Origin of the sequence: Peribacillus sp. FSL H8-0477 (genome assembly GCF_038002765.1) — a bacterium.
Taxonomy (GTDB): Bacteria; Bacillota; Bacilli; order Bacillales; family DSM-1321; genus Peribacillus.
On record NZ_JBBODE010000001.1, the window covers coordinates 1,133,393 to 1,155,216 of the forward strand.

Annotated in this window: 22 protein-coding genes and 1 other annotated feature; of the genes, 2 read left to right on the plus strand and 20 right to left on the minus strand. The window is 40.1% G+C overall.

Annotation, left to right across the window (positions count from 1 at the left end):
- Positions 1-21: 21 nt before the first annotated feature.
- Positions 22-1,335 (minus strand): DEAD/DEAH box helicase, encoded by a 1,314-nt coding sequence (locus MHI18_RS05875; protein ID WP_340846459.1) that lies wholly within the window; start codon positions 1,333-1,335, stop codon positions 22-24.
- A gap of 256 nt (positions 1,336-1,591) precedes the next feature.
- On the opposite strand from MHI18_RS05875, the gene vrrA reads away from it, so the two are divergent.
- Together vrrA and MHI18_RS05885 are read left to right on the plus strand one after the other, a co-directional pair.
- Complete coding sequence (vrrA, locus tag MHI18_RS05880) at positions 1,592-2,233, plus strand: VrrA/YqfQ family protein (protein WP_340846460.1); 642 nt, start codon at positions 1,592-1,594, stop codon at positions 2,231-2,233.
- 165 nt (positions 2,234-2,398) lie between these two features.
- Positions 2,399-3,349, plus strand: a complete 951-nt coding sequence (locus tag MHI18_RS05885; RefSeq protein ID WP_340846461.1) for a 4-hydroxy-3-methylbut-2-enyl diphosphate reductase — start codon at positions 2,399-2,401, stop codon at positions 3,347-3,349.
- A gap of 45 nt (positions 3,350-3,394) precedes the next feature.
- On the opposite strand, the gene MHI18_RS05890 is transcribed toward MHI18_RS05885, so the two are convergent.
- The 19 genes from MHI18_RS05890 to MHI18_RS05980 form a co-directional block, all read right to left on the minus strand.
- On the minus strand, positions 3,395-4,513 hold the full coding sequence (locus MHI18_RS05890) for a Nif3-like dinuclear metal center hexameric protein (RefSeq protein ID WP_340846462.1): 1,119 nt from the start codon (positions 4,511-4,513) through the stop codon (positions 3,395-3,397).
- 2 nt (positions 4,514-4,515) lie between these two features.
- The gene (locus MHI18_RS05895) at positions 4,516-5,220 is read right to left on the minus strand and encodes a tRNA (adenine(22)-N(1))-methyltransferase (RefSeq protein WP_340846463.1); all 705 of its coding nucleotides are present in this window, start codon (positions 5,218-5,220) and stop codon (positions 4,516-4,518) included.
- Positions 5,221-5,360: 140 nt separating this feature from the next.
- Positions 5,361-5,723, minus strand: coding sequence for a cytochrome c550 (gene cccA, locus MHI18_RS05900; RefSeq protein WP_340846464.1), 363 nt, complete (start codon positions 5,721-5,723; stop codon positions 5,361-5,363).
- A gap of 200 nt (positions 5,724-5,923) precedes the next feature.
- Positions 5,924-6,463: a hypothetical protein gene (locus MHI18_RS05905; protein ID WP_340846465.1), complete on the minus strand. Its 540-nt coding sequence runs from the start codon at positions 6,461-6,463 to the stop codon at positions 5,924-5,926.
- Positions 6,464-6,595: 132 nt separating this feature from the next.
- Positions 6,596-7,729 carry an RNA polymerase sigma factor RpoD gene (rpoD, locus tag MHI18_RS05910; RefSeq protein WP_040376649.1) on the minus strand — a complete coding sequence of 378 codons (1,134 nt, stop codon included), beginning with the start codon at positions 7,727-7,729 and terminating at the stop codon, positions 6,596-6,598.
- A gap of 42 nt (positions 7,730-7,771) precedes the next feature.
- Complete coding sequence (dnaG, locus tag MHI18_RS05915) at positions 7,772-9,577, minus strand: DNA primase (RefSeq protein ID WP_340846466.1); 1,806 nt, start codon at positions 9,575-9,577, stop codon at positions 7,772-7,774.
- Between the two features lie 45 nt (positions 9,578-9,622).
- Positions 9,623-10,123, minus strand: a complete 501-nt coding sequence (locus MHI18_RS05920) for a YaiI/YqxD family protein (protein WP_340846467.1) — start codon at positions 10,121-10,123, stop codon at positions 9,623-9,625.
- Positions 10,124-10,411: 288 nt separating this feature from the next.
- Entirely contained in the window at positions 10,412-11,218 is an 807-nt protein-coding gene (locus MHI18_RS05925; protein WP_340846468.1) for a pyruvate, water dikinase regulatory protein, read from the minus strand.
- A gap of 25 nt (positions 11,219-11,243) precedes the next feature.
- Entirely contained in the window at positions 11,244-11,882 is a 639-nt protein-coding gene (locus MHI18_RS05930; protein ID WP_040376652.1) for a helix-turn-helix transcriptional regulator, read from the minus strand.
- Between the two features lie 173 nt (positions 11,883-12,055).
- Entirely contained in the window at positions 12,056-14,125 is a 2,070-nt protein-coding gene (gene glyS, locus MHI18_RS05935) for a glycine--tRNA ligase subunit beta (protein ID WP_340846469.1), read from the minus strand.
- Positions 14,122-15,009, minus strand: coding sequence for a glycine--tRNA ligase subunit alpha (glyQ, locus tag MHI18_RS05940; RefSeq protein ID WP_040376654.1), 888 nt, complete (start codon positions 15,007-15,009; stop codon positions 14,122-14,124). Before glyQ ends, glyS begins: the two co-directional genes overlap by 4 nt.
- A gap of 73 nt (positions 15,010-15,082) precedes the next feature.
- Positions 15,083-15,258 (minus strand) — a binding site (T-box leader).
- 71 nt (positions 15,259-15,329) lie between these two features.
- On the minus strand, positions 15,330-16,097 hold the full coding sequence (gene recO, locus MHI18_RS05945) for a DNA repair protein RecO (RefSeq protein ID WP_340846470.1): 768 nt from the start codon (positions 16,095-16,097) through the stop codon (positions 15,330-15,332).
- Positions 16,098-16,132: 35 nt separating this feature from the next.
- Positions 16,133-16,270, minus strand: coding sequence for a YqzL family protein (locus tag MHI18_RS05950; RefSeq protein WP_340846471.1), 138 nt, complete (start codon positions 16,268-16,270; stop codon positions 16,133-16,135).
- Between the two features lie 97 nt (positions 16,271-16,367).
- Complete coding sequence (era, locus tag MHI18_RS05955; protein WP_340846472.1) at positions 16,368-17,297, minus strand: GTPase Era; 930 nt, start codon at positions 17,295-17,297, stop codon at positions 16,368-16,370.
- Positions 17,290-17,688, minus strand: coding sequence for a cytidine deaminase (locus tag MHI18_RS05960; protein WP_340846473.1), 399 nt, complete (start codon positions 17,686-17,688; stop codon positions 17,290-17,292). Before MHI18_RS05960 ends, era begins: the two co-directional genes overlap by 8 nt.
- Before the next feature lie 40 nt (positions 17,689-17,728).
- Positions 17,729-18,127, minus strand: coding sequence for a diacylglycerol kinase family protein (locus tag MHI18_RS05965; protein ID WP_340846474.1), 399 nt, complete (start codon positions 18,125-18,127; stop codon positions 17,729-17,731).
- Positions 18,111-18,581 (minus strand): rRNA maturation RNase YbeY, encoded by a 471-nt coding sequence (gene ybeY, locus MHI18_RS05970; RefSeq protein ID WP_340846475.1) that lies wholly within the window; start codon positions 18,579-18,581, stop codon positions 18,111-18,113. Before ybeY ends, MHI18_RS05965 begins: the two co-directional genes overlap by 17 nt.
- Entirely contained in the window at positions 18,578-20,722 is a 2,145-nt protein-coding gene (locus MHI18_RS05975) for an HD family phosphohydrolase (protein ID WP_340846476.1), read from the minus strand. The genes ybeY and MHI18_RS05975 overlap by 4 nt, the downstream gene beginning before the upstream one ends.
- Before the next feature lie 138 nt (positions 20,723-20,860).
- Complete coding sequence (locus MHI18_RS05980; RefSeq protein WP_340846477.1) at positions 20,861-21,823, minus strand: PhoH family protein; 963 nt, start codon at positions 21,821-21,823, stop codon at positions 20,861-20,863.
- Between the last annotated feature and the right edge of the window lies 1 nt (position 21,824).

Here is a 21,824-nt window from a genome sequence, read left to right on the forward strand (position 1 = left end):
ACGTAAAACTCCTTCAGAAACCTATTTCTTTCTTTGAAGACGGCGTTCGCGTTTTTTGAAGTCTTCCACTTCACGCTGATGTTTCTTTTTATAGCCTGGCTTAACCTTTGTAGGTTTTACGCCGACTCTTTTCGCCTTTTCATCGATAACACTTTCAACTTTTTTACGTTTTTTACGCTTATTACGATCGCCAAGTTTTACGAATTCATTTTTGACTAGATCAACGTCGCTAAACGCAACACCCATTTTCTCTAACTTATTAAGTGCATCTTCATCCGGTGTATCGTAAATGGTAGCAGCAATCCCTGAATGGCCTGCACGGGCAGTACGGCCAGTACGATGGATATAGAAATCAAGATCTGGCGGAAGCTCGAAGTTAATGATATGACTTACACCTTCAATATCAATACCCCTTGCAGCTAAATCTGTTGCTACAATATATTGAAAATCAAGATTGTTAACCTGTTTCATCATTTGCTTACGCTCACGAGGTGTTAAGTCACCGTGAATTCTTCCGACACGTAATCCTTTTTCAATCAAGGAATCTGCTACTTTATCCGCCATTTTCTTTGTATTGGTAAAAATAATACCAATATACGGATTATATTTAACAATAACATCATGAAGTAATTGAATCCGATCACGATGGCGCAATGGAATCAGAACATGTTCAATCTTCACTGCAGTTGCCTGGTTAGGATCCACTTGAATATGTTTAGGATTTTCCATGTATTTTTTAAGGAATGGTTTCAATTTATCTGGAATTGTCGCAGAGAAAACAAGCATTTGAAGATCTTTAGCCATTTTAGAAGCAAAACGGTCAACATCTTCAATAAAGCCCATATCCAGCATTAAATCTGCTTCATCGATGACCAGCATATCTGCTGTATAGACAAGTAGTGCCTGCTCTTCGACTAAATCTTTAATTCGGCCGGATGTCCCGATAACAAGCTGAGGCTGTACTTTTAACTTATCAATCATTCGCTGTTTATCTGTACCGCCGATATAGCTTTTGATCTGCAAAGGGGCATCCTCGGGGAAATGTTCCGCAATTTTAAGTGCTTCTTTATAAATTTGAGTAGCTAATTCACGTGTAGGAGCAGCAATAACAGCTTGTACTTCTTGTCTAGTTGGATCAATTTTATGCATAATCGGCAGCAAATAAGAGTGCGTTTTGCCTGTTCCTGTTTGTGACTGTCCGATGACACTTGTACCTTTTAATACGGTAGGAATGACACGGTCTTGTATTTCGGTTGGTTTTGTAAAGCCCAACTCGTTCACAGCTTCGAGCAAATAGCTCTTTAATTCGTATTTATCAAACTGATTTTCTTTCATGAGAAAACTCCTTTATCAACAGAGCGTGCCCTTCGGTCGCTCTGGCATGTCCTATTAGTATAATAAATGATGGAACATAAACGCAAACCAACTGTCCACACGTTTGCCATTTTAATGTACCCTTACCATTTTACCGTTTTTCTCTCCGGTTCACAACAGGTCATTTTTGTTAGCGGGATTATGAGTCAGGCTGCTAACACTTTCTTTAGAGCTGCATAATCTATAAAGAGAAGATGTTTCTTTTCCCTACAGATTGATGGAAAGGAGTGAAAGTATGCCGCCAGGAAGAAACCAGCGACAAGGAAATATGGGTTTTCAAGGACCCCAAATGGGGCGGCCTCGACAGCAAGGATTTTACGGGGCTCCCTTTGGACCGCCAAATCAGAATAGACAACCAATGGTTCAAAATACAAACAGGGGCGGGTTATTTGGGCAAAGAAGAAACCAAAGCCCTCCAGCCCCTGAACCTGCCCAAGGTGGATTACTTTCAAGAATCCTTGGGAGAAATAAGCAAGGCCAAGCACCAATCAATCCCTTCGCACCACCGGGCTCTATACAGCAGGCAGAAAGAAGCGGCGCCGCTGTTGGAACCGCTGCAGGGCTGCTAGAAGGAGGAACTCTCTCGACCGTGATTAACAATACACAACGAGTCCTTCAGGCAGCCGAACAAATAGGGCCGATGGTTCAACAATATGGACCAATGGTGAAAAACATCCCATCCATGTGGAAACTCTATCAGGCCATGAAATCAAGCGGCGATGATTCTGAAAAAGAAGCACCTAAAGAAAAAGTCGTTTCAGAAAAAGCTGTAGTTGATGCGGATGTAGAATCAGATGAAGTCCCTAAAAAGAAAACACGAAAAAAACAGGGATCCTCTTCTCCTAAGTTATATGTCTAATTCATTCAGAATGCAGGATGCCTGCATTCTTTTTATTTTGTCCAAAGTATCTAGAATGGATTTCGGGTCTCAAGCAGGATTCATCTTTGTAATATTTGAGGACCTCTTATATAATAGAATAGAACAGGCATGGAGAATTCTTTGTCCCTTGAAGGAGGAAACAGTTTGAAGGTTACGAAAATATCCCCGCGCGGGTATTGCTATGGAGTGGTTGATGCCATGGTAATCGCTCGAAATGCGGCTTTAGATAAGACATTACCACGTCCCATTTTTATTCTCGGCATGATTGTGCATAACAAGCATGTAACAGATGCTTTTGAAGAGGACGGCATCATTACTTTAGATGGCAGCAACCGCAGAGAAATACTTGAACAAGTCGATAGCGGTACCGTTATCTTCACAGCACATGGCGTTTCTCCGGAAATACGGAAATTAGCTGATGAAAAAGGACTGGTATCTATTGATGCTACCTGTCCTGATGTAACGGCGACTCATGACCTGATTACTCAAAAGCAGGCTGAGGGATATCAAATCATTTATATCGGCAAGAAAGGCCACCCAGAGCCTGAGGGAGCCATTGGTGTAGCACCAGACATCGTTCATCTTGTTGAAAATGTTGAAGACGTCAACAATTTAACCTTATCAGCAGATGACAAAATTATCGTGACCAATCAAACCACGATGAGCCAGTGGGATGTTATTGAATTGATGAAAACCGTCGAGGAAAAATATCCTCATGTAGAAGTTCATAAAGAAATCTGCATGGCCACTCAAATCCGCCAAGAGGCAGTTGCGAAGCAGGCTGGTGAAACAGATGTACTGATCGTAGTTGGTGACCCGAAGAGCAATAACTCGAACCGCCTTGCTCAAGTTTCAGAGGAAATTGCTCATACACGTGCATATCGAATTGCTGATATTTCCGAATTGAACTTGGAATGGCTTGAAGGAGCTGAGACGGTCGGCGTAACATCTGGAGCATCCACTCCAACGCCGATTACTAAGGAAGTTATCACTTTCCTTGAAAAGTATGATCCAAACGATGAATCAACTTGGAACACGGAGAAAAAAGTTCCGCTTCATAAGATTCTTCCAAAAATTAAACAACCAAAATTATAAAATAAAGGAGGCTGTCCCTAGGACAGCCTCCTTTATTTTATAAAATCACATAAATGTGAAAGGGTCGGTGTTTATCTTTGAAGGAATGAACTCAACCAGGAATTTTTTTTCTTCGCAGCGTTTTGCCATTTCTGCTGCCACACCTGTTTTCATGACCTTCTCGACGTTATGACCAGGATCAATAATATTAAGTCCCAAACTCATTGCATCTAATGCAGTATGATAATACATATCACCTGTCACATAAACGTCAGCACCTTTATAGATGGCACTTTGAAAATATTTATTACCGTCTCCGCCCAAAACAGCTGCTTTTTTGACGATCGAATTGTGATTACCGACGACACGCAGTGCTGGAACCTCGAGGACTCGCTTCACATGCTCAGCAAATTCACCCAACGTCATTTCTTCTTTAAGCATCCCCACTCGCCCTAAACCAAGCGATTCGCCCTTATTGTCTAGAGTGAAAAGATCATAGGCAGGCTCTTCGTATGGGTGAGCTTTAACTAAAACAGACAGTAACTTTTTCTCTATCGTTTCAGGATAAATGACTTCAATCCGAACTTCCTTTACACGTTCAAGTGTTCCTTTCGAACCAATAACCGGATTGCTTCCTTGTTCCGGAAGAAACATGCCTGTCCCCTCCACACTGAAGCTGCAGCTGCTGTAATGACCAATTGCTCCAGCACCAGCATTTCCTAACGCTTCACGAACAGCTTCCGCGTTCTCTTGAGGTACATAAGTAACCATTTTCTTAAGCGTTGTTTCATGTGTTGGACTAAGTACCTCTGTCTCTTGCAAACCAAGTGCATCAGCAAGTAAATCATTGACACCGCCCCATGCGACATCTAAATTTGTATGCGCTGCATAAACGGCAATTTCATGTTTAATTAATTTCTCTAGAATTCTCCCCTCAGGAGCTCCTAGATCAATTCTTTTCAACGGACGATAGATAAGCGGGTGATGGGCAATAATCAGCCCTGCGCCTGCTTCAATCGCTTCATCCACCACTGTCTCAAGCACATCAAGAGCAACGAGTACTTTAGACACTGGTTTGTTTAATCTGCCTGCCTGAAGTCCGATTGGATCTCCCTCCATTGCATAGGCTTTAGGTGAAAACTGTTCAAACAACTCGATCACTTCATATCCGTTAGGCGTTTTCATTTCTAAAGGATCTCCTTTACTTGTTTGATTAGCTGGACCAATTGCTCTCGTTTAGCTTCTGTTTCTTGGTTCTCTCCTTTTTCAGGCATCTGACGAAGGATACGTTCCCAGTGACTTTTTTCGAAGTTCCATTTCTTTTTAAATACATCACTTTGTTCTGCTAGTAAAAATGGTCCAAATAAAAGTCCATTTTCGATTTGGTCTCCGTAGGGCCTTAATGGTTCTCCCTGTTCAGCGATCAGAATTTCATAAATCTTACCGTCTTCTTCAACGATATCTTCCCCAACTAATTCCCAACCATTTTCTTTTAGCCAATTCCGTACGATATTGGCAGCGATATTCGGCTGCAAAATTAATCGTTCAACTTTTGACAATTTAGTCTTACCACGTTCTAGAATCTGTGAAATTAGTGCACCACCCATTCCGCAGATCGTTATACAGGTAGCTTCCCCTTCCTGTAACACATCTAGACCGTCTCCTTTACGAACCTCAATAACCTGTTCTAACTCGGTTTGTTTGACCTGGCTGCAAGCAGATTGAAACGGACCTTCACTCACTTCTCCTGCAATAGCTCGAGCTGCAAGGCCCTGTTCGATTGCATAACATGGAAGATAGGCATGATCTGAGCCAATATCGGCTAAGATGCTATCTTTTGGAATATGTATTGAAACACGCTCTAAGCGCTCAGATAATTTTTCATGGTTCATAAGCTCATCTCACTTTTTAAATAGTTTACTGATATCAGATTATACGCAAAGTCGAATAAGAAGAAAAGTCAAAACCGCCGTTCACAAATAAAAAATGGCTGAAGTGTCTCTTTTCAGAGTCATCCAGCCATTTCTTGCGACTATTTTTTTAGTCCGTGAATATATTCAGCCATACCGTCTAGCTCAGCATCCCCAACTAAGTTTGGAGGCATTGTTCCACGTCCATTTGCAATCACGTCTTTAACTTCATCAAGAGATAAGTGATCCCCTACACCATTCAGTTCAGGACCAACGCCCCCTTCAGCGCCAGCACCGTGACAACCTGCACATGTAGAAGCATAGATATCTTCCGGATTTTTAGAAGTTTCTTCAGTCTTTTCACCTTTACCACTTTTTTCGCTTGCAAGATCTTTCGAATCGCCAAGCCCCTTAAACGAAAGCATAAACATAAGTCCGATTCCTAAAATCAGGATTAGTAAAAATGGAATAAGCGGATTTTTCATATTATATTTCCTCCCCTATGTAGTACCTAATCTGTCCCTGTTGCATTTTAAACTATATTCAAACACCTTTTATTTTACTTGAAAAAGGATTCAAGGAAAAGCCCTAAACGCAAGAACTTTTCAAATTCTTGGATTATATATGTTTTTTTACCCATTCTGCTAATAATTTAACAAAAATTCCCTATAAATATTTTTTATTTTCAAAATATATTGTATAATTTAGCTATAAAGATTGTAACAAGGCTAAGGCCTAAAAAACCTGCGACCCAAAAATATGATAACCTAAACTTTTTCCCGATTATGAGCCATAATGCGCAATTAACAAGCAACATAGTAAAAAGGCTTACATTCCCCAAATGAAAATACTCCGCCGCCTGAACAGTGGATAGCACGAAAAGTAAAGCTCCAATTAAGAGTCCGATCTGCAAAAACGTACGATTATTCGTATAGATACAGAATGCTGCCAGCAAGATTACAGAAATAACTGCCGCAGTCATTTGCATTGCGAATGAAAAATGAGTAAAATAATTCAAAACTAGGTTACAGCCTATCAAAATTCCAAAAAATAAACAGATAAAGACGTTGTTATGACTTTTAGGCTTACTAGTTACTATGTCTGGCTGCCCTTCGCCGCCGCTATATAAGGTTAAAAGAAAATCACAGTATGTTTCCGGCAGCATTTTATGGTTCTTCCAGAAATTGATTTCTTCAATAATGACTTCTTTTCGCATTTGGTCCATGCAGCACTTCCTATTACTGGTTGATGAAAACAAAAACAGAGCCGCACCAATCTGGACTCAAATCACTCAAAAGCAAGAAATGCTTTTTGACAAGTAAATGGTCACCAATTAGGCGCAGCTCTGCAGCAGTGTTTATTCTAAGAAGTCTTTCAAACGTTTGCTGCGGCTTGGATGACGTAATTTACGCAGGGCTTTCGCTTCAATTTGGCGGATACGTTCACGAGTAACTCCGAAAACTTTCCCAACCTCTTCAAGCGTGCGCGTACGTCCATCATCAAGGCCAAAACGAAGACGAAGGACGTTCTCTTCACGGTCTGTTAATGTATCAAGAACATCTTCTAGCTGTTCTTTTAACATCTCATATGCAGCATGTTCAGATGGTGAAGTTGCATCTTGGTCTTCAATAAAGTCGCCCAGATGTGAATCATCCTCTTCACCAATCGGTGTTTCCAATGAAACAGGTTCTTGAGCAATTTTCAGAATCTCTCTTACTTTTTCAGGAGTTAAATCCATATCTTCGGCAATCTCCTCTGGAGATGGCTCACGCCCAAGATCTTGTAAGAGCTGACGTTGAACACGAATTAATTTATTAATCGTTTCAACCATATGCACTGGAATTCGAATTGTACGTGCTTGGTCTGCAATCGCACGGGTAATTGCCTGACGAATCCACCAAGTAGCATAAGTACTGAACTTATATCCTTTGCGGTAATCAAATTTTTCTACCGCTTTTATAAGACCCATGTTTCCTTCTTGAATTAAATCTAAGAAGAGCATGCCGCGGCCGACGTAGCGCTTGGCAATACTGACTACAAGACGGAGGTTAGCTTCAGCTAAACGACGTTTCGCCTCTTCGTCACCTTCTTCAATACGCATAGCCAAAGCAATTTCTTCTTTAGCAGAAAGCAAATTGACACGGCCGATTTCTTTTAAGTACATACGAACCGGATCATTTATTTTTACGCCTGGAGGGACGCTTAAGTCGTTGAGATCAAATTCCTCTTCCTTCTGAAGTTCCTTGACATTTGGATCATCTTCATCCTCATCTTCATCACCATCTGTCAGGACCTCAACACCATTTTCACCTAAAAACTCATAGAACTCATCCATCTGATCAGAGTCCAATTCAAAGCTTCCGATGCGCTCTGCAATTTTTTCCAGAGTTAATGAACCACGTTTCTTTCCTAGTTCAAGTAATTGTTCTTTAACTTGTTCTAGATTTAATTCAGTATCAACCTCTTTGGAACGTGCTGGTTTCTCAGCCATGTGTTCCCCTCCTTCAAAGACTATCAACAATAACCATAAATCTTATAATAACTTTCGCAGTTGGATAATTTCCATGGCAATTTGTGCCGCCCTGCCATAATCGTTGCGGCGCTCTGCATCTTTTCCTTCAGCTTCTTTTTCTTTTATCTTTAACATCTTTTGATATTTCAACACTTGATTTATATAATCTGTCAGTTCTTTATCAGCAACTTCTTCATTTACTGACATCATTTCTATTTCAGATACAATCCTTCTAAGATTTCGATCCGCTAAATACGTTAAGAATAAATTCGTATCCGGTTCCCGATCTTCCTCATAAAAAGCATATAAATAAGTGATGATTGCTTGGTGTTCATCAACATTTAAGGTGTTTGTTCCAAGCATGTGCTGTACCTTAAAGGTAATTTCCCGGCTTTTGAGCATATGGGCAATTAATTTAATTTCTGCATTATGGTAGGCAGGTTTTAATTTATGCTCGTATCGTAAGGAGAATTGCGGTGAAGGCCGCTCAGGAACATTCCCCGTTTTACGTTCTGTAATAAAGGTTTGTCGAGCTTGATCTTCTAATGCATCCAGCGATAACGAAAATTCCGATGATAGCTGGCGGAGATATAGGTCTCTTTCCACAGCATTTGACAGCCTGGAAATCCTCTTTAATACCTCTTCAATATATGCAATCCGATCTCCTTCATTATTTAAATTTTTTCCTCTGCGCAAATAATGCATTTGGAATGCCATATACGTTAAACTGGCCCCTATTACCTCAGAATTAAAGCTCTTCTCGCCATATTTCTTTATGTAGTCATCGGGGTCTAAATTATCTGGCATAAGGGCGACCTTTACTTGGAACCCTTGTTCATTCAACATGTTTGATGCGCGGTAAGCAGCAGTCAGTCCAGCAGAGTCTGAATCATAACACAGCAGAATTTGATCCGTATTCCGTTTCAAGATCTGTACATGTTGATCCGTTAAAGAAGTCCCCATCGTAGCAACTGAATGTTCTACCCCCGCACGAACAGCCGATATACAATCTGCAAATCCTTCAAAAATCACCACTTGTTCTTTTTTCCGGATATGAGAGCGGGCTTTATGAAAATTATAAAGAATGGCACTTTTATTAAAGATAGGCGTTTCGGGGCTATTCAGATATTTAGGCTCATCATCACCTAGTGCTCTGCCTGAAAATGCAATTGTATTCCCCTGGTGATCCGTTATCGGGAACATGACTCTGTTTCTGAATCGGTCAAAATAACTTTGATCTTTCTCACGAGGAATAATCAATCCAGCTTTTTCTAGTATTTCTTCAGAAAAGCCTCTTTTTACCAAAAACTTATAAACAAAATCCCATGAATCAAGCGCATACCCTATCTGAAACTTTTCAATGACTGCTTCAGTAAATCCTCTTTGAAGTAAATACTCAAGAGCTTGTTGTCCTTCATTGGTATTTACAAGGAGATGGTGATAGAATTTCCGCAATAGCTCATGTGCTTCTATCATTTGTTTGTAGCCTTCTGGCATATTAGGCCTGGATGCTTCATTATTAATTTCTACATCCAGAGGTATATTTCCTTTTTCCGCTAAAACTTTTGCAGCTTCGACAAAACTATATCCTTCTTTGTCCATTAAAAAGGTGTAAGCATTTCCACCTGCACCGCACCCAAAACAGTGGAAAATCTGTTTATCTGCAGATACAGAAAACGATGGACTGTTTTCTGAATGAAAAGGGCAAAGACCAAAATAATTCCGTCCTTGTTTCTTCAGCTGCACATACTCGCTGATTAAATCGACGATATCTACTGCTTCACGAATTTGATTTACCTTTTCGTCTTCTATTCGGGCATTTGCCATAGTTTCACCTTACGATCGGCAATAATTTTTACTTTTACTTAGTGTTCAATTCGATAAAAGATCAGAAATTCCTGCATGATTCGACAAAATTCTAATTAATTCTTCTGTATATTGAATACGGTCTTCCTTCGTAAATGCTTTGGGTCCTTTGGTATGCTTTCCCTGTCTGCGAAGTTTCGCAGATTGATACCGCATATCCAACAGGTTATAAATATTGCCTTCTGTATATTCCTTTCCCCTGGGAGAAAGAACATAAACGCGTTTAGCAAGCAAGGTTCCTGCAAGTCCAATATCAGCAGTAATGGCAATATCACCTTGTTTTACTGCGTTGATGATATGCAGATCAGCCGCTTCTTTATCCGCATCTACGTAAACCCAATGTCCCTCTGGCTCATTCATCATATTTTTATATGAAGCAACAAAGGTGACAGGTAAAGTAAACCGCTTAGCAATTTTCAGTGTTTCCGCCTTTACAGGACAAGCATCAGCGTCTACAAAAATGGTTGGTTTATCTTTCATATCTTTACATTCTACATCATTCTGCATTATCCTTTTTTTCTCCCTCGAATGTTTATAGATATGCGATTCTGTCGAATAATTTCACGAAGAAAACCTTGACTTCACATTATTTATAGTTTATTCCGGATATATGATCTCTAAACCTATAGAAAACATTTTTCTCACAATTTTTTATTATAATACATTTTTCGTAAAGATGCTACTAGAAAGTTTTTTAATAAATTCAACAGGTTACAAAGAAAAAGGAGCCTTATAAAGGCCCTCAGAATAACACATGTACCAATGGTAATGGTCAATCTACAGAATCAGAATGGTCTAGCGGCGGTTATTAATAAGGTTAATCAATGTATTAGCTGTTTCTTCAACAGCTTTATTCGTCACATCAATAATAGGACATTGTAAACGAGAGACAATTGAATCGAAATAAGTCAATTCATCTTTTATCCGCTCCATGTTTGCATAGATGGCTTGATCATTCAATCCGAGAGTTTTTAAGCGTTCCCGGCGAATATCATTCAATTTCTCCGGACTGATCTTTAACCCGAAGCACTTTTCTGGTGAAACCAAAAACAATTCTTCCGGAGGATCTACCTCTGGAACTAAAGGTACATTGGCAACACGATATCGTTTATGAGCTAGGTACTGGGACAGCGGTGTTTTTGATGTCCGCGATACACCGACTAATACGATATCTGCTCTTAAAATACCTCTTGGGTCTCGTCCATCATCATATTTAACGGCAAATTCAATTGCCTCAACTCGTTTGAAGTAATCTTCATCCAGTTTACGCACCATTCCAGGTTCATTAAAGGGCGCCACTTCTGATTTAACTTGAAGAATATCAATTAATGGTCCGAGGATGTCATAAGAAATAATTCCTTCCTGCTCAGCTCTGGTTTTCATATACGTTCTGATTGCAGGCTTCACAAGTGTATACGCAATAATTCCATTTTCAAGCTTTGCAAGTCCGATTACTTCTTCAATATGTTGTTCATCTTCTACATATGGAATCCGCTTTAAAGAAAAAGCCGCACTTGCAAATTGGCTGGCTGCAGCTTTAGTAACCATATCAGCCGTTTCTCCTACAGAATCGGAAACTACATAAATAATTGAATTCCCCATACTTCTCCCCATTCCTCCTGAATTCCTAGTAGCTTTCTTCAGCTAACTCAAGGAAAGCTTTTGTAATATTGGATTTGGTAACTCGTCCAGTCACTTCAAAGCCTTTCTCTGTTTCTTTAACAACTGGTAAGGCGTCAATTTGTTTTTCTATTAATTTCTTAGCCACGTCAATCAGCAGATCTTCTCGAGTACATACCGTAATGTTTGGCATGCGCGTCATAATAATATTAACAGGAATGGTTGTCAGCTCCTGTTTACCAATGCTTGCTCGTAAAAGATCTTTTCTCGAGAGCACCCCGACGAGCAGCGCATGTTTATCAACAACAAACAATGTGCCTACGTCCTCCAAAAACATGGTAACGATCGCATCATATACTGAAATACTCTCATCAACCACAACAGGAATGGATTGATAATCTTTTACATAGATATGATTTAAGCTGTCCGTTAATAATTGTGTTCCGGATTTTCCTGTATAGAAATAACCCACTCGTGGTCTGGCATCAAGAAAACCTGCCATCGTCAAAATCGCTAAATCAGGTCTTAGCGTCGCCCTTGTCAAATTAAGCTGATCAGCAATATGTTCACCCGTAATTGGCCCATCTTGCTTAACAATTTGCAATATTCGTTCCTGACGTTTACTCAGTTCGATTTTAATCACCACCCTATTTAACCTAACTGAATGAAAGTACTTTATATATGTATTAATACTTATACTATACCATGTATACGGAAAAAAATGCGGATAAAGTCTTTAGCGGACAACCGCGCTTCTTTGTGTTTATACAAATACCGGATACCCTGTCAATATAGGGATATCCGGTATTTGCGATTGTTTTATGCCGTGATAATTTTATTCATAGCTGCAAAACTTGCAGCTAAATTACTAATTTCCTTCATAAGCGACAACCGATTATTACGTACCGCTGCATCATCAGCCATAACCATCGTGTGTTCAAAATAATTCTCAATATCTTTTTGTAACGACGAAAGAAGTGTGAAATGTTCTTTTTCATCGCTTGTTTTCGCATAGGAAGCAGATACCTTAATGAACGTTTCATACAAGGCCCGCTCATATTCATTTTCAAATAACGCAGGATCCACTGCTACAGGCGTCTCACATTTACCTGCGATGTTCATAACCCGGCTGACCGCTTCTAGAATCTGCTTAAAGTCACTATTGTCTTTTTGTTCATCAAGAACAGCTGCACGTTCAGCAAGTTTAGCTAATTGTCCAATCTCACCATGAATCAGTGCATCAATCACATCATAACGAATACCAACATCACTAAGTGCATGCTTAATGCGGGCTCTAAAGAAATTCAACAGCTCTTTAAGAACTTCCTCACTACTTTGTTTCATGAAATCTGATCCTTTAATTTCCGCAAGTGCTATCTCCAAGATTTCCTCAAGCGAAAGCGCCCATTTCTTTTCTAATAAAATTTGAACGATTCCACTAGCTTGACGTCTTAGTGCGTAAGGATCTTGAGAACCCGTCGGGATTGTACCAATTGCAAAGAAAGAAGTAATGGTATCCAGCTTCTCCGCAAGACTTAACACAGCACCAATCGTTGAAGGAGGAACAGCATCATCAGCATGTCTTGGCATATAATGCTCATTAATAGCCGCTGCTACTTCTTTAGGTTCACCTTTTAACAAGGCATATTTTTCTCCCATATATCCTTGAAGCTCTGGGAATTCATACACCATTTGGCTTACCAAATCGAACTTCGCAATTTCAGCTGCACGAACAGCATACGTTTTTTCCTCTGTAAGATTCAATCGATCGGCCAGCAGTTCTGTCAGTTTTTTGACACGATTTGTTTTTTCAGAAAGCGTACCAATTTCCTCATGATAGACGATGTTATCTAATTTCTTCAAAGCATCAGCAATATCCTTTTTCTGATCTTCCTTATAGAAGAATGCAGCATCCGATAAGCGCGCTCTTAGTACCTTCTCATTCCCTTTTGATACCTTGTCTAGATGACGGTCATCTCCATTACGAACCGTAACGAAGAAGGACAGGAGGTTTCCATCCTTATCTTTGACTGGGAAGTAACGTTGGTGCTCCTTCATTGAAGTAATTAATACTTCTTGTGGGAGCTCAAGAAATTCTTCTTCAAAACTACCGAAAAGAACAGTAGGATATTCAACTAAATTATTTACTTCTTCTAGAAGATCTTCGTCAACAGGAATAATCCAGCCTTTTTCTTCTTCTATCTTTTTAATGCCCTCAAGAATCATTTCACGGCGGACATTCGCATCTGCAATAACAAATTCCTGCTTCATAGCGGCTTCATATTGTTTTGGTGCTTCAATAAAGACATTTCCACCCAGGAATCGATGCCCCTTCGTTTCGCGTCCTGTTTCAACACCAGCGATTTCAAACGGAATAATATCTTGACCAAAGAGAGCGGTCAACCACTTAATTGGACGGATAAAGCGGAGCTCCTGGTCAGCCCAACGCATGTTTTTAGGGAATGTCATGCCCGTAATAATTGATTTCAGTTCAGGAAGCAGTTGGATGGTTGGCTGCCCCTTCGTAAATTTATTCACGTGCACGTACTCAACACCGTTTATTTCTTTAAAATAAATATCTTCCACCGTTAGACCATTTCCTCTAGTAAAGCCAATCGCCGCTTTTGACCAATTTCCTTCTGCGTCAAGAGCAATTCTTTTCGCTGGCCCTTTTGCTTCTTCCTCTATATCGCGTTGCGATTCAGCAGTATCTGTAACCATCACAGCCAAACGACGTGGGGTTGAATAAAGGGTCACATCTCCGAATTCAATGGCATTTTCATTTAACCACTTCTGAATTTTATCTGAAAGCTGTGCGATAGAAGCTGATACAAATCGTGCCGGCATTTCTTCAAGGCCAATTTCAATTAAAAGATCACGTTTACTCATGCTTCTTCCTCTCCTTTCTTAGCTAAGATTGGGAAGCCAAGCTTTTCCCGTTCATCATAGAAGGTTTTAGCAACCTTCCGTGCAAGATTACGGCATCTGCCGATATAGCCCGTTCTTTCCGTAACCGAAATTGCTCCTTTAGCATCCAGAAGGTTAAAGACATGAGAGCATTTAAGTACATAATCATAAGCAGGATGTACGAGCCCTTCCTCCATTTGACGATGAGCTTCTTTTTCATACATCGTAAATAGTTGGAACAACATCTCTAAATTAGACGTTTCAAATGTATACTTTGAATGTTCATATTCAGGCATCCCAAAGATATCACGAACAGTAAAGCCTTCGGTCCATTCCAAATCAAAGACATTCTCTTTATCCTGAATGTATGAAGCTAACCGTTCGATACCATACGTAATTTCAACTGAAACGGGTTTACACTCAAGTCCTCCTACTTGCTGGAAGTACGTAAATTGAGTAATTTCCATCCCATCAAGCCACACTTCCCAGCCCAGTCCAGCACAACCAAGCGACGGATTTTCCCAGTTATCTTCAACAAAACGTATATCATGTTCAAGCGGATTAATTCCCAGTTTCTTTAAAGATTCTAAGTAAAGTTCCTGAATATTGTCAGGTGAAGGTTTCATAATCACTTGAAATTGGTGATGCTGATAAAGCCGGTTAGGGTTTTCACCATAACGTCCGTCAGCGGGTCTGCGAGATGGCTCTACATACGCCACGCTCCACGGCTCAGGTCCGATTGCCCGTAAAAACGTATATGGACTCATTGTTCCTGCACCTTTCTCTACATCATAAGCATTCATTAAGATACAACCTTGATTGGACCAATGCTGCTGTAAAGTTAAAATCATGTTTTGAATATTCATTGCGCACCTCCGAATTTTTCATAGTCGACTGGGACTTTTTAAATAACAAAAAACTCCCGTCGCTATGCCTTAGCATAGGGACGAGAGTTTACCCGCGGTTCCACCCTAATTGCCGTATGTCAATACGGCCTCTTTTATTACTCTAAATGCTCCAGAATGCCTTCGCTGACTTTTCATACCCCGGCTTACACTATCCCAGGTTCGCTTTTATGAATGAGTTCAGGTACTACTTTCCATCAACGCACGAATAAGTTTATGTTTAGAATTTTATACGATGTGCAATCCTATTGTCAACAGCGACAAGAAAAATTCTCATAAAGTTATGTTTCCCGCTTACCGAGGACATCCTTCATCGCATCCATCTGCTTAAGAAATTTCTTTGATTTAAGATGCAGACCGGAGTATTCATCATAATATGCATCTATTATCTTCTGTAGTTCCTTCTTTGTTTCCGGTTTAATCGAAATATTGCCCAGCCTGGATAAATCAAAGTAATAAAACAGCCGAAGAAGTTTAACGCTTGTTTGCGAAATTTTTAAATGATATCGATCGCGCTGCAAGCATTTCTGGCAGATAAAGCCGCCTTCTTTAATAGAAAAGGAAAACTCTCCCTCAGTTGTTCCACAAACCGCACATTGATCGAGAACTGGATTCAACCCGTTAACCTGAAGCATTTTCATTTCAAAAATAAACTTTAACACTTCTGGATCATAGCCTTCATCGATATAATGCAGCGTTTGATGCAGCAACTCAAAAAGATAGGGATTCGCTGTTCGGTCATCGACACTTTTATCAAGCAATTCAACGACATACGAAGCGTAGGCCGTTGCAAAAATGTCTTCTCTAATCGAACGCATTGAATCAATCATTTCCCCTTGCTGTAAGCCGCCGAGTCCTTTTGAAGGCATAAATAGAAAATACCCGTAGTAGAAAAGCTGGGTGACGGCGGAAAGCCGGCTGCTCGGTTTATGAGCACCCCGTGCCATCACACCAATCTTTCCAAACTCACGGGTATATATAGTGACTATTTTATTGTTTTCTCCATAATCAGTCCGCCGTATGACGATACCTTCACATTTTTGAAGCAAGGTAAGCCACCACCAAATCCAGGACCAAGAATCATCTAAGAGATAGAATCCATTAAAGCTAGATCTTCGTCTGTATCGGGTTTGTCTTGTCCTTCCACCTCTATCTCCTTGAATAGAAGATACGTATCCAAATTACCAGTTTGGCTGAACACGTTCCAGGTAAAATTCAACATTTTAAGCCCACCTTCCGACTAGCAAATTTAAGGCTCCGACCTTAAGATTATCTTGACCCTTGTATCGATTTTCATGAGACGTAATTTTTGTTAATTATCAATATTCATCTTCATTAAAACCAAAGTCACGCAGCTGTGACGCTTTATTACGCCAATCTTTTTGAACCTTTACCCACATTTCAAGAAAGACCTTAGAACCCAGCAGATTCTCAATATCAACTCTTGCTCTCGTGCCCACTTCTTTAAGCATCTTGCCTTGCTTGCCGATAACAATGCCTTTTTGGGAATCACGTTCAACCACAATCGTTGCCATTACATTAATGGTATCGCTATTATCCATTTTCTTAATCGAATCGATTGCCACTGCTACTGAATGTGGAATCTCCTCCCGTGTAAGGTGCAATACCTTTTCACGAATTAATTCAGAAATAATAAAACGCTCTGGATGATCAGTTACCTGGTCAGCTGGATAAAATTGCGGTCCTTCTGGCAGGTGTACTTTAATTTGTTCAAGCAGTGTTTCCACATTATTTCCTTCAAGCGCTGAAATTGGAACAATTGCGGTAAACGGGTATAGCTTTTGGTATTTTTCAATCAATGGCAGCAGGTCATCTGGGTGCAGCTGATCGATTTTGTTAACCACTAAGAAAACAGGCGTCTTTGTTGTTTGCAGCTTTTCGATGATAAATTGATCGCCTTGTCCTAAACCTTCAACCGCATTTATCATAAAGAGAATTAAATCGACTTCTTTAAGTGTATTCGTAGCAACCTTCATCATGAAATCGCCAAGTTTATGTTTTGGTTTATGGATACCTGGTGTATCGATAAAGATCATTTGCGAATCGTTAGTTGTTAATACCCCTTGAACCTTATTACGTGTTGTCTGCGGTTTATCGCTCATAATGGCAATTTTTTGCCCGATTACGCGGTTTAAAAACGTACTTTTACCGACATTTGGACGGCCAATAATCGAAATAAAACCTGATTTAAATCCTTTTACCTGTGTATCGCTTACTAATTTATCCATTTAAATCCTCCGGTGAAAAAGCTCCTGGAAGCAATTCCTCTACTGTAAGTTCTTTGATGTCTCCGTTTAAGTTTGTTAAAATAACTTTCATATCGCGCGGGCACAGCTCTGAAATGACTTGACGGCAAGCCCCGCACGGAGCAGTCGGACCTGGCGTATCAGCCACAACTGCAATAGCCGCATACTCCTTGTCTCCCTCAGAGTAAGCTTTAAATAACGCCGTACGCTCTGCACAGTTACACATAGAATACGCAGCGTTTTCGATATTACAGCCATGGTACACCTTTCCATCAGTGGTCAACAAAGCCGCGCCAACCTTAAACTTAGAATAAGGTACGTACGCTCTTTCTCGTGCAATCTTTGCTTCTTCAATTAAACGGGATGTTTCCATTTCACATCTCCCTCTCATTGTACTCACAAACGTTTATTTTTTAAAGACTTATTGATTGATCCAAGTAATCAATAATTTTTGGTACAAAGATTAATAACCCTATAATGACAGAAAATATCGCATAAATCAAAACCGCACCTGCTGCGAAATCCTTCGCCTGCTTAGCCAGCGGATGAACTTGGTCTGTCGCCAAGTCCACGACTCGTTCTACTGCCGTGTTAAGTAATTCAAGCGTGAGAATTCCCGCAATGGCAAGCAATACAAACAACCACTCAACGGTCGAAAGCTTGAAGAAAAAACCAAAAAATACGACAATCACAGCGACGGTGAAATGAATCTGTAAATTTCTTTCCGTTTTCATGGACTCAAATATCCCTTGAAAGGCAAACACAAAACTTTTATAAAGCGGGTGTCGTCTATCTCTACCTGGATAGCCCATAAGCCGCTAAGATATCCTTTTGTTTAGTGAACATGACTGTTTCATCTTCTTTAGTCATATGGTCATATCCTAATAAATGCAAGAAACCATGCAGCGCGAGAAAGCCAAGTTCACGATCAAAGGAATGTCCATATTCAGCCGCTTGTTCCTTCGTTCGTTCGATTGAGATGATAATATCCCCTAAAACCCTTGGCATATCAGCACCAACAATCGCTAACTCGTCCTCTCCCATTTCTTCCATTGCAAAGGAAATAACATCTGTGGCTGCATCCTTTTCACGGAATTCCTTGTTGATTTCTTGAATACGAGCATTGTCAACAAAGGAAACAGACAGCTCGCTTCCTTCTTCGATTGACTCTGCTTCAGCTGCAAATTGAAGTATGTTGTCTACGAGCATGATTGCTGCTTCCGATACTTCGTTGGTTTCATCTAAAAAATCAATAACTACCTTCATGCTTTCACCTTCTGTTCTAATTTAGACAGTTCCGGGTACTCTATTCGTGAATGGAAGATCCCATGTAATGATTCACATAAAGAGTCCTGAACTATACTTAATTCCCTCATAGTTATATCACATTCTGCGAACTGTTTGTCATGTATTCGATCATTTATAATCTGTTTGACTAATTCTTCGATCTTTTCTTGTGTAGGATGATTCATGGAACGAACGGCCGCCTCAACACTGTCAGCAATGCCAATAACAGCTATTTCCTTTGTTTGGGCTTTCGGGCCTGGATAACGATATTCTGCTTCATTAATTTCTACTCCATCTTTACACACTTTATGATAAAAGTACTTTAGGAGGGTTGTTCCATGGTGCTGCTCAGCAATATCAACAATTTCAGTCGGGAATTTTGCCTTTCTAAGCATATTCGCACCATCAACAGCATGAGCAATAATAATATCTTTACTTGTTCCTGGCGGCAGTTTATCGTGTGGATTATCCTGATTCAGCTGATTTTCGATAAAAAACTGCGGCCGGCGTGTTTTGCCAATATCATGATAATAACAGCCAACTCGTGCAAGCAGCCCATTTGCCCCAATGGCTTCACAGGCACTTTCTGCCAAGTTAGCAACCATTACGCTATGATGATAGGTGCCAGGCGCATCGGTTAGTATTTTTCGCAGCAGCGGGTGATTTGGATTCGATAACTCAATCAGCTTTAAAGAGGACAAAATCCCAAAACCTGCTTCAAAAAACGGCAGCAAACCGATGGTCAAGATTGAAGACCCAATTCCGGAAATACCAGCTCCCAGCACATAGAAAAGATATTCAATCTCTGAATAATGACCATTTGTAATCAATAAAATCGCAAATAATATGACAATATTCATCCCCGAAAGCAAAAGACCTGCTTGTAGTAATTTAGCTTGAAAATTTCGCTTAGACAGAATGATGATCGCACTGATTCCACTGAGTAAAAAATAAAGACCTACAGAGAAGTTTAAATTCCCTGGTATATGGACATTAAAGAGGATTGTCCCAAAACCGGCCAGAATAACCGCCATCGCAATAGCGTACCGCTCATTTAGCAATATTCTTACCAACATAACCGCCATAGCGATTGGAAAGAAAAATGAGATTTCACCATATTTTAATTCCTCAACCATACTAATAATTTTCATTGTTCCAAGCGTTATCATAAAGGTAATGATAAAGATCAGCATCTGATTACTTTGACTGGTTTTCACAGCATCTGGACTGCGGAAATAGTAATAAAACCCACCCATCAGAACAAAGATAAATAATGCTAAACCAAGGAAAGGAAGCACACTGTCCTCCGCATTCAAGAAACCAGCTAATTCAAGCTGTCTATATATTTCACGATCAACTAATTGCCCTTCTTCAACAATAATCTGCCCTTGAAGAATCTTCACGGGTTCGACACTTTCAATGACCTTTCTCCGCTGCTCTTCTGTTTTTTCTTGATCAAAAAAGTAGTTTTGAATAATCGCATATCGTGCCAGCTCAATGGACGTTCGCTTCATTTCTTTCGTGAGGCTGGTTAGCTTCAGATCCTCTTCAGCCCTTCTCTTAGCATTTTCAACTTCATTAGATGGAATAGACGACGTCATGACCTTATTAATGACTGTGATGGTCAGGTCCTTCGAAATTCTTAATTCCTGCTCACTTGCCTTAACCAGCGAGGTGAAGACTGAGTCAGAAAGATCATTCGCTACCTCTTCCGTCAGTTTTTCCTTCAACGACTCTGCCTGTTCAGGAATACTTTCCTTAGCCTTTTCTACATCTTCATCTTCTATTTCTTTTTTGACCTCAAGGCCCGAATCAAATATCGAAGAAATCAAATCAACTTTATTCTGGGCATATTCTTTTTTCAAGGTATATGCATCTGGAACTTGCTTCGCTACCTCATCCTTTTCTAACTCGGTTTGATATGTATCTTCAACCGTTTTTGTAGCTCTAATGGTTTGTTCAGCAGGCTCCAGCAGTTTTACATTTATTTTCTCAGGAGTAACATTCGAGACCATCATTATGTAGCTGAATACGCCAACCAAAAGAAATAACAACAGTTTAAACAGCCTATTTCCTAACAGTTCCTTTACTTTCGCCAGATATCGCTGTACGTTTCCCAAAGCTTTCCCTCCTGTCAACCACAGACAAAGATGTAATTTAAAGTAATTATGTAAAATCATAACAGTTTTTTCATTAACTTTCATCTTTCCTAGTGAAGAGGTACAAAAAAACCGCCAAAAATGACGGTCAGAACATGCTTATTCATTCGCTTCTTCATACGCAGAAATAATTCTGGCAACTAGTGGATGACGTACAATGTCACTCTGCTCTAGATAAATAAACGAAATGCCTTTAACCCCTTTTAGGATTTCCTCTACTCGCAGCAGCCCGGATTTGGCACCCTTTGGTAAATCAATCTGCGAACGATCACCCGTGATGACCATTTTCGAATCAAACCCAAGTCTTGTTAAAAACATCTTCATTTGTGCCTGAGTCGTATTTTGCGCTTCATCTAGAATAACAAAAGCATCGTCTAGTGTTCGGCCCCTCATATAAGCAAGCGGAGCAATCTCAATCGTGCCTCGTTCGATCATTCGTTGTGTTTGCTCCAGCCCAAGGAGGTCATGAAGGGCATCGTACAGCGGTCTTAAATAAGGATCAACCTTTTCCTTCAAGTCACCTGGAAGAAAGCCTAGACTCTCTCCTGCTTCTACAGCCGGCCTTGTTAAGATAATTCGTTTAACCTCGCCGTTTTTCAAGGCGTTAATCGCCATCACAACCGCCAAATAGGTTTTTCCTGTACCTGCAGGACCGATCCCAAATACGAGATCATGTTTGCGGATTGAATGGATATAATGTCGTTGACCAAGTGTTTTAACCCGAATAATCTTTCCCTTAGCAGTCCGAGATATTTCTTCTTCATAAAGGTCGCTAAAATATTCAATTGTCCCTTTACCAAATAATTCTATGGCATAAACCACATCTCTTGAACTAATGTTAATTCCTCGGCGAATCACGGATAACAATGCTGTTAAAATACTTTGTGCAGCCTCTACTTGAGACAGCTCACCTGCGACTGCAATTGCTTCGCCTCTTGTAATGATGGATATGTTCAGCTCATTTTCAAGAACTTTTACATTCGCATCTCCATTGCCCAAAAGAGCTAATGCTTCATTGGGTGATTCAAGTTCTAAATTGATAACTTTCACATCTTCTGACATT

Coding starts and splice junctions, on each gene's coding strand:
- MHI18_RS05875 (WP_340846459.1), bottom strand. CDS start 1,335: ATGAAAGAAAATCAGTTTGATAAATACGAATTAAAGAGCTATTTGCTC.
- vrrA (WP_340846460.1), top strand. CDS start 1,592: ATGGAAAGGAGTGAAAGTATGCCGCCAGGAAGAAACCAGCGACAAGGA.
- MHI18_RS05890 (WP_340846462.1), bottom strand. CDS start 4,513: ATGAAAACGCCTAACGGATATGAAGTGATCGAGTTGTTTGAACAGTTT.
- MHI18_RS05895 (WP_340846463.1), bottom strand. CDS start 5,220: ATGAACCATGAAAAATTATCTGAGCGCTTAGAGCGTGTTTCAATACAT.
- cccA (WP_340846464.1), bottom strand. CDS start 5,723: ATGAAAAATCCGCTTATTCCATTTTTACTAATCCTGATTTTAGGAATC.
- MHI18_RS05905 (WP_340846465.1), bottom strand. CDS start 6,463: ATGGACCAAATGCGAAAAGAAGTCATTATTGAAGAAATCAATTTCTGG.
- rpoD (WP_040376649.1), bottom strand. CDS start 7,729: ATGGCTGAGAAACCAGCACGTTCCAAAGAGGTTGATACTGAATTAAAT.
- dnaG (WP_340846466.1), bottom strand. CDS start 9,577: ATGGCAAATGCCCGAATAGAAGACGAAAAGGTAAATCAAATTCGTGAA.
- MHI18_RS05920 (WP_340846467.1), bottom strand. CDS start 10,123: ATGCAGAATGATGTAGAATGTAAAGATATGAAAGATAAACCAACCATT.
- MHI18_RS05925 (WP_340846468.1), bottom strand. CDS start 11,218: ATGGGGAATTCAATTATTTATGTAGTTTCCGATTCTGTAGGAGAAACG.
- glyS (WP_340846469.1), bottom strand. CDS start 14,125: ATGAGTAAACGTGATCTTTTAATTGAAATTGGCCTTGAAGAAATGCCG.
- glyQ (WP_040376654.1), bottom strand. CDS start 15,009: ATGAATATTCAAAACATGATTTTAACTTTACAGCAGCATTGGTCCAAT.
- MHI18_RS05950 (WP_340846471.1), bottom strand. CDS start 16,270: ATGTTGAATTTTACCTGGAACGTGTTCAGCCAAACTGGTAATTTGGAT.
- era (WP_340846472.1), bottom strand. CDS start 17,297: ATGGATAAATTAGTAAGCGATACACAGGTAAAAGGATTTAAATCAGGT.
- MHI18_RS05960 (WP_340846473.1), bottom strand. CDS start 17,688: ATGGAAACATCCCGTTTAATTGAAGAAGCAAAGATTGCACGAGAAAGA.
- MHI18_RS05965 (WP_340846474.1), bottom strand. CDS start 18,127: ATGGGCTATCCAGGTAGAGATAGACGACACCCGCTTTATAAAAGTTTT.
- ybeY (WP_340846475.1), bottom strand. CDS start 18,581: ATGAAGGTAGTTATTGATTTTTTAGATGAAACCAACGAAGTATCGGAA.
- MHI18_RS05980 (WP_340846477.1), bottom strand. CDS start 21,823: ATGTCAGAAGATGTGAAAGTTATCAATTTAGAACTTGAATCACCCAAT.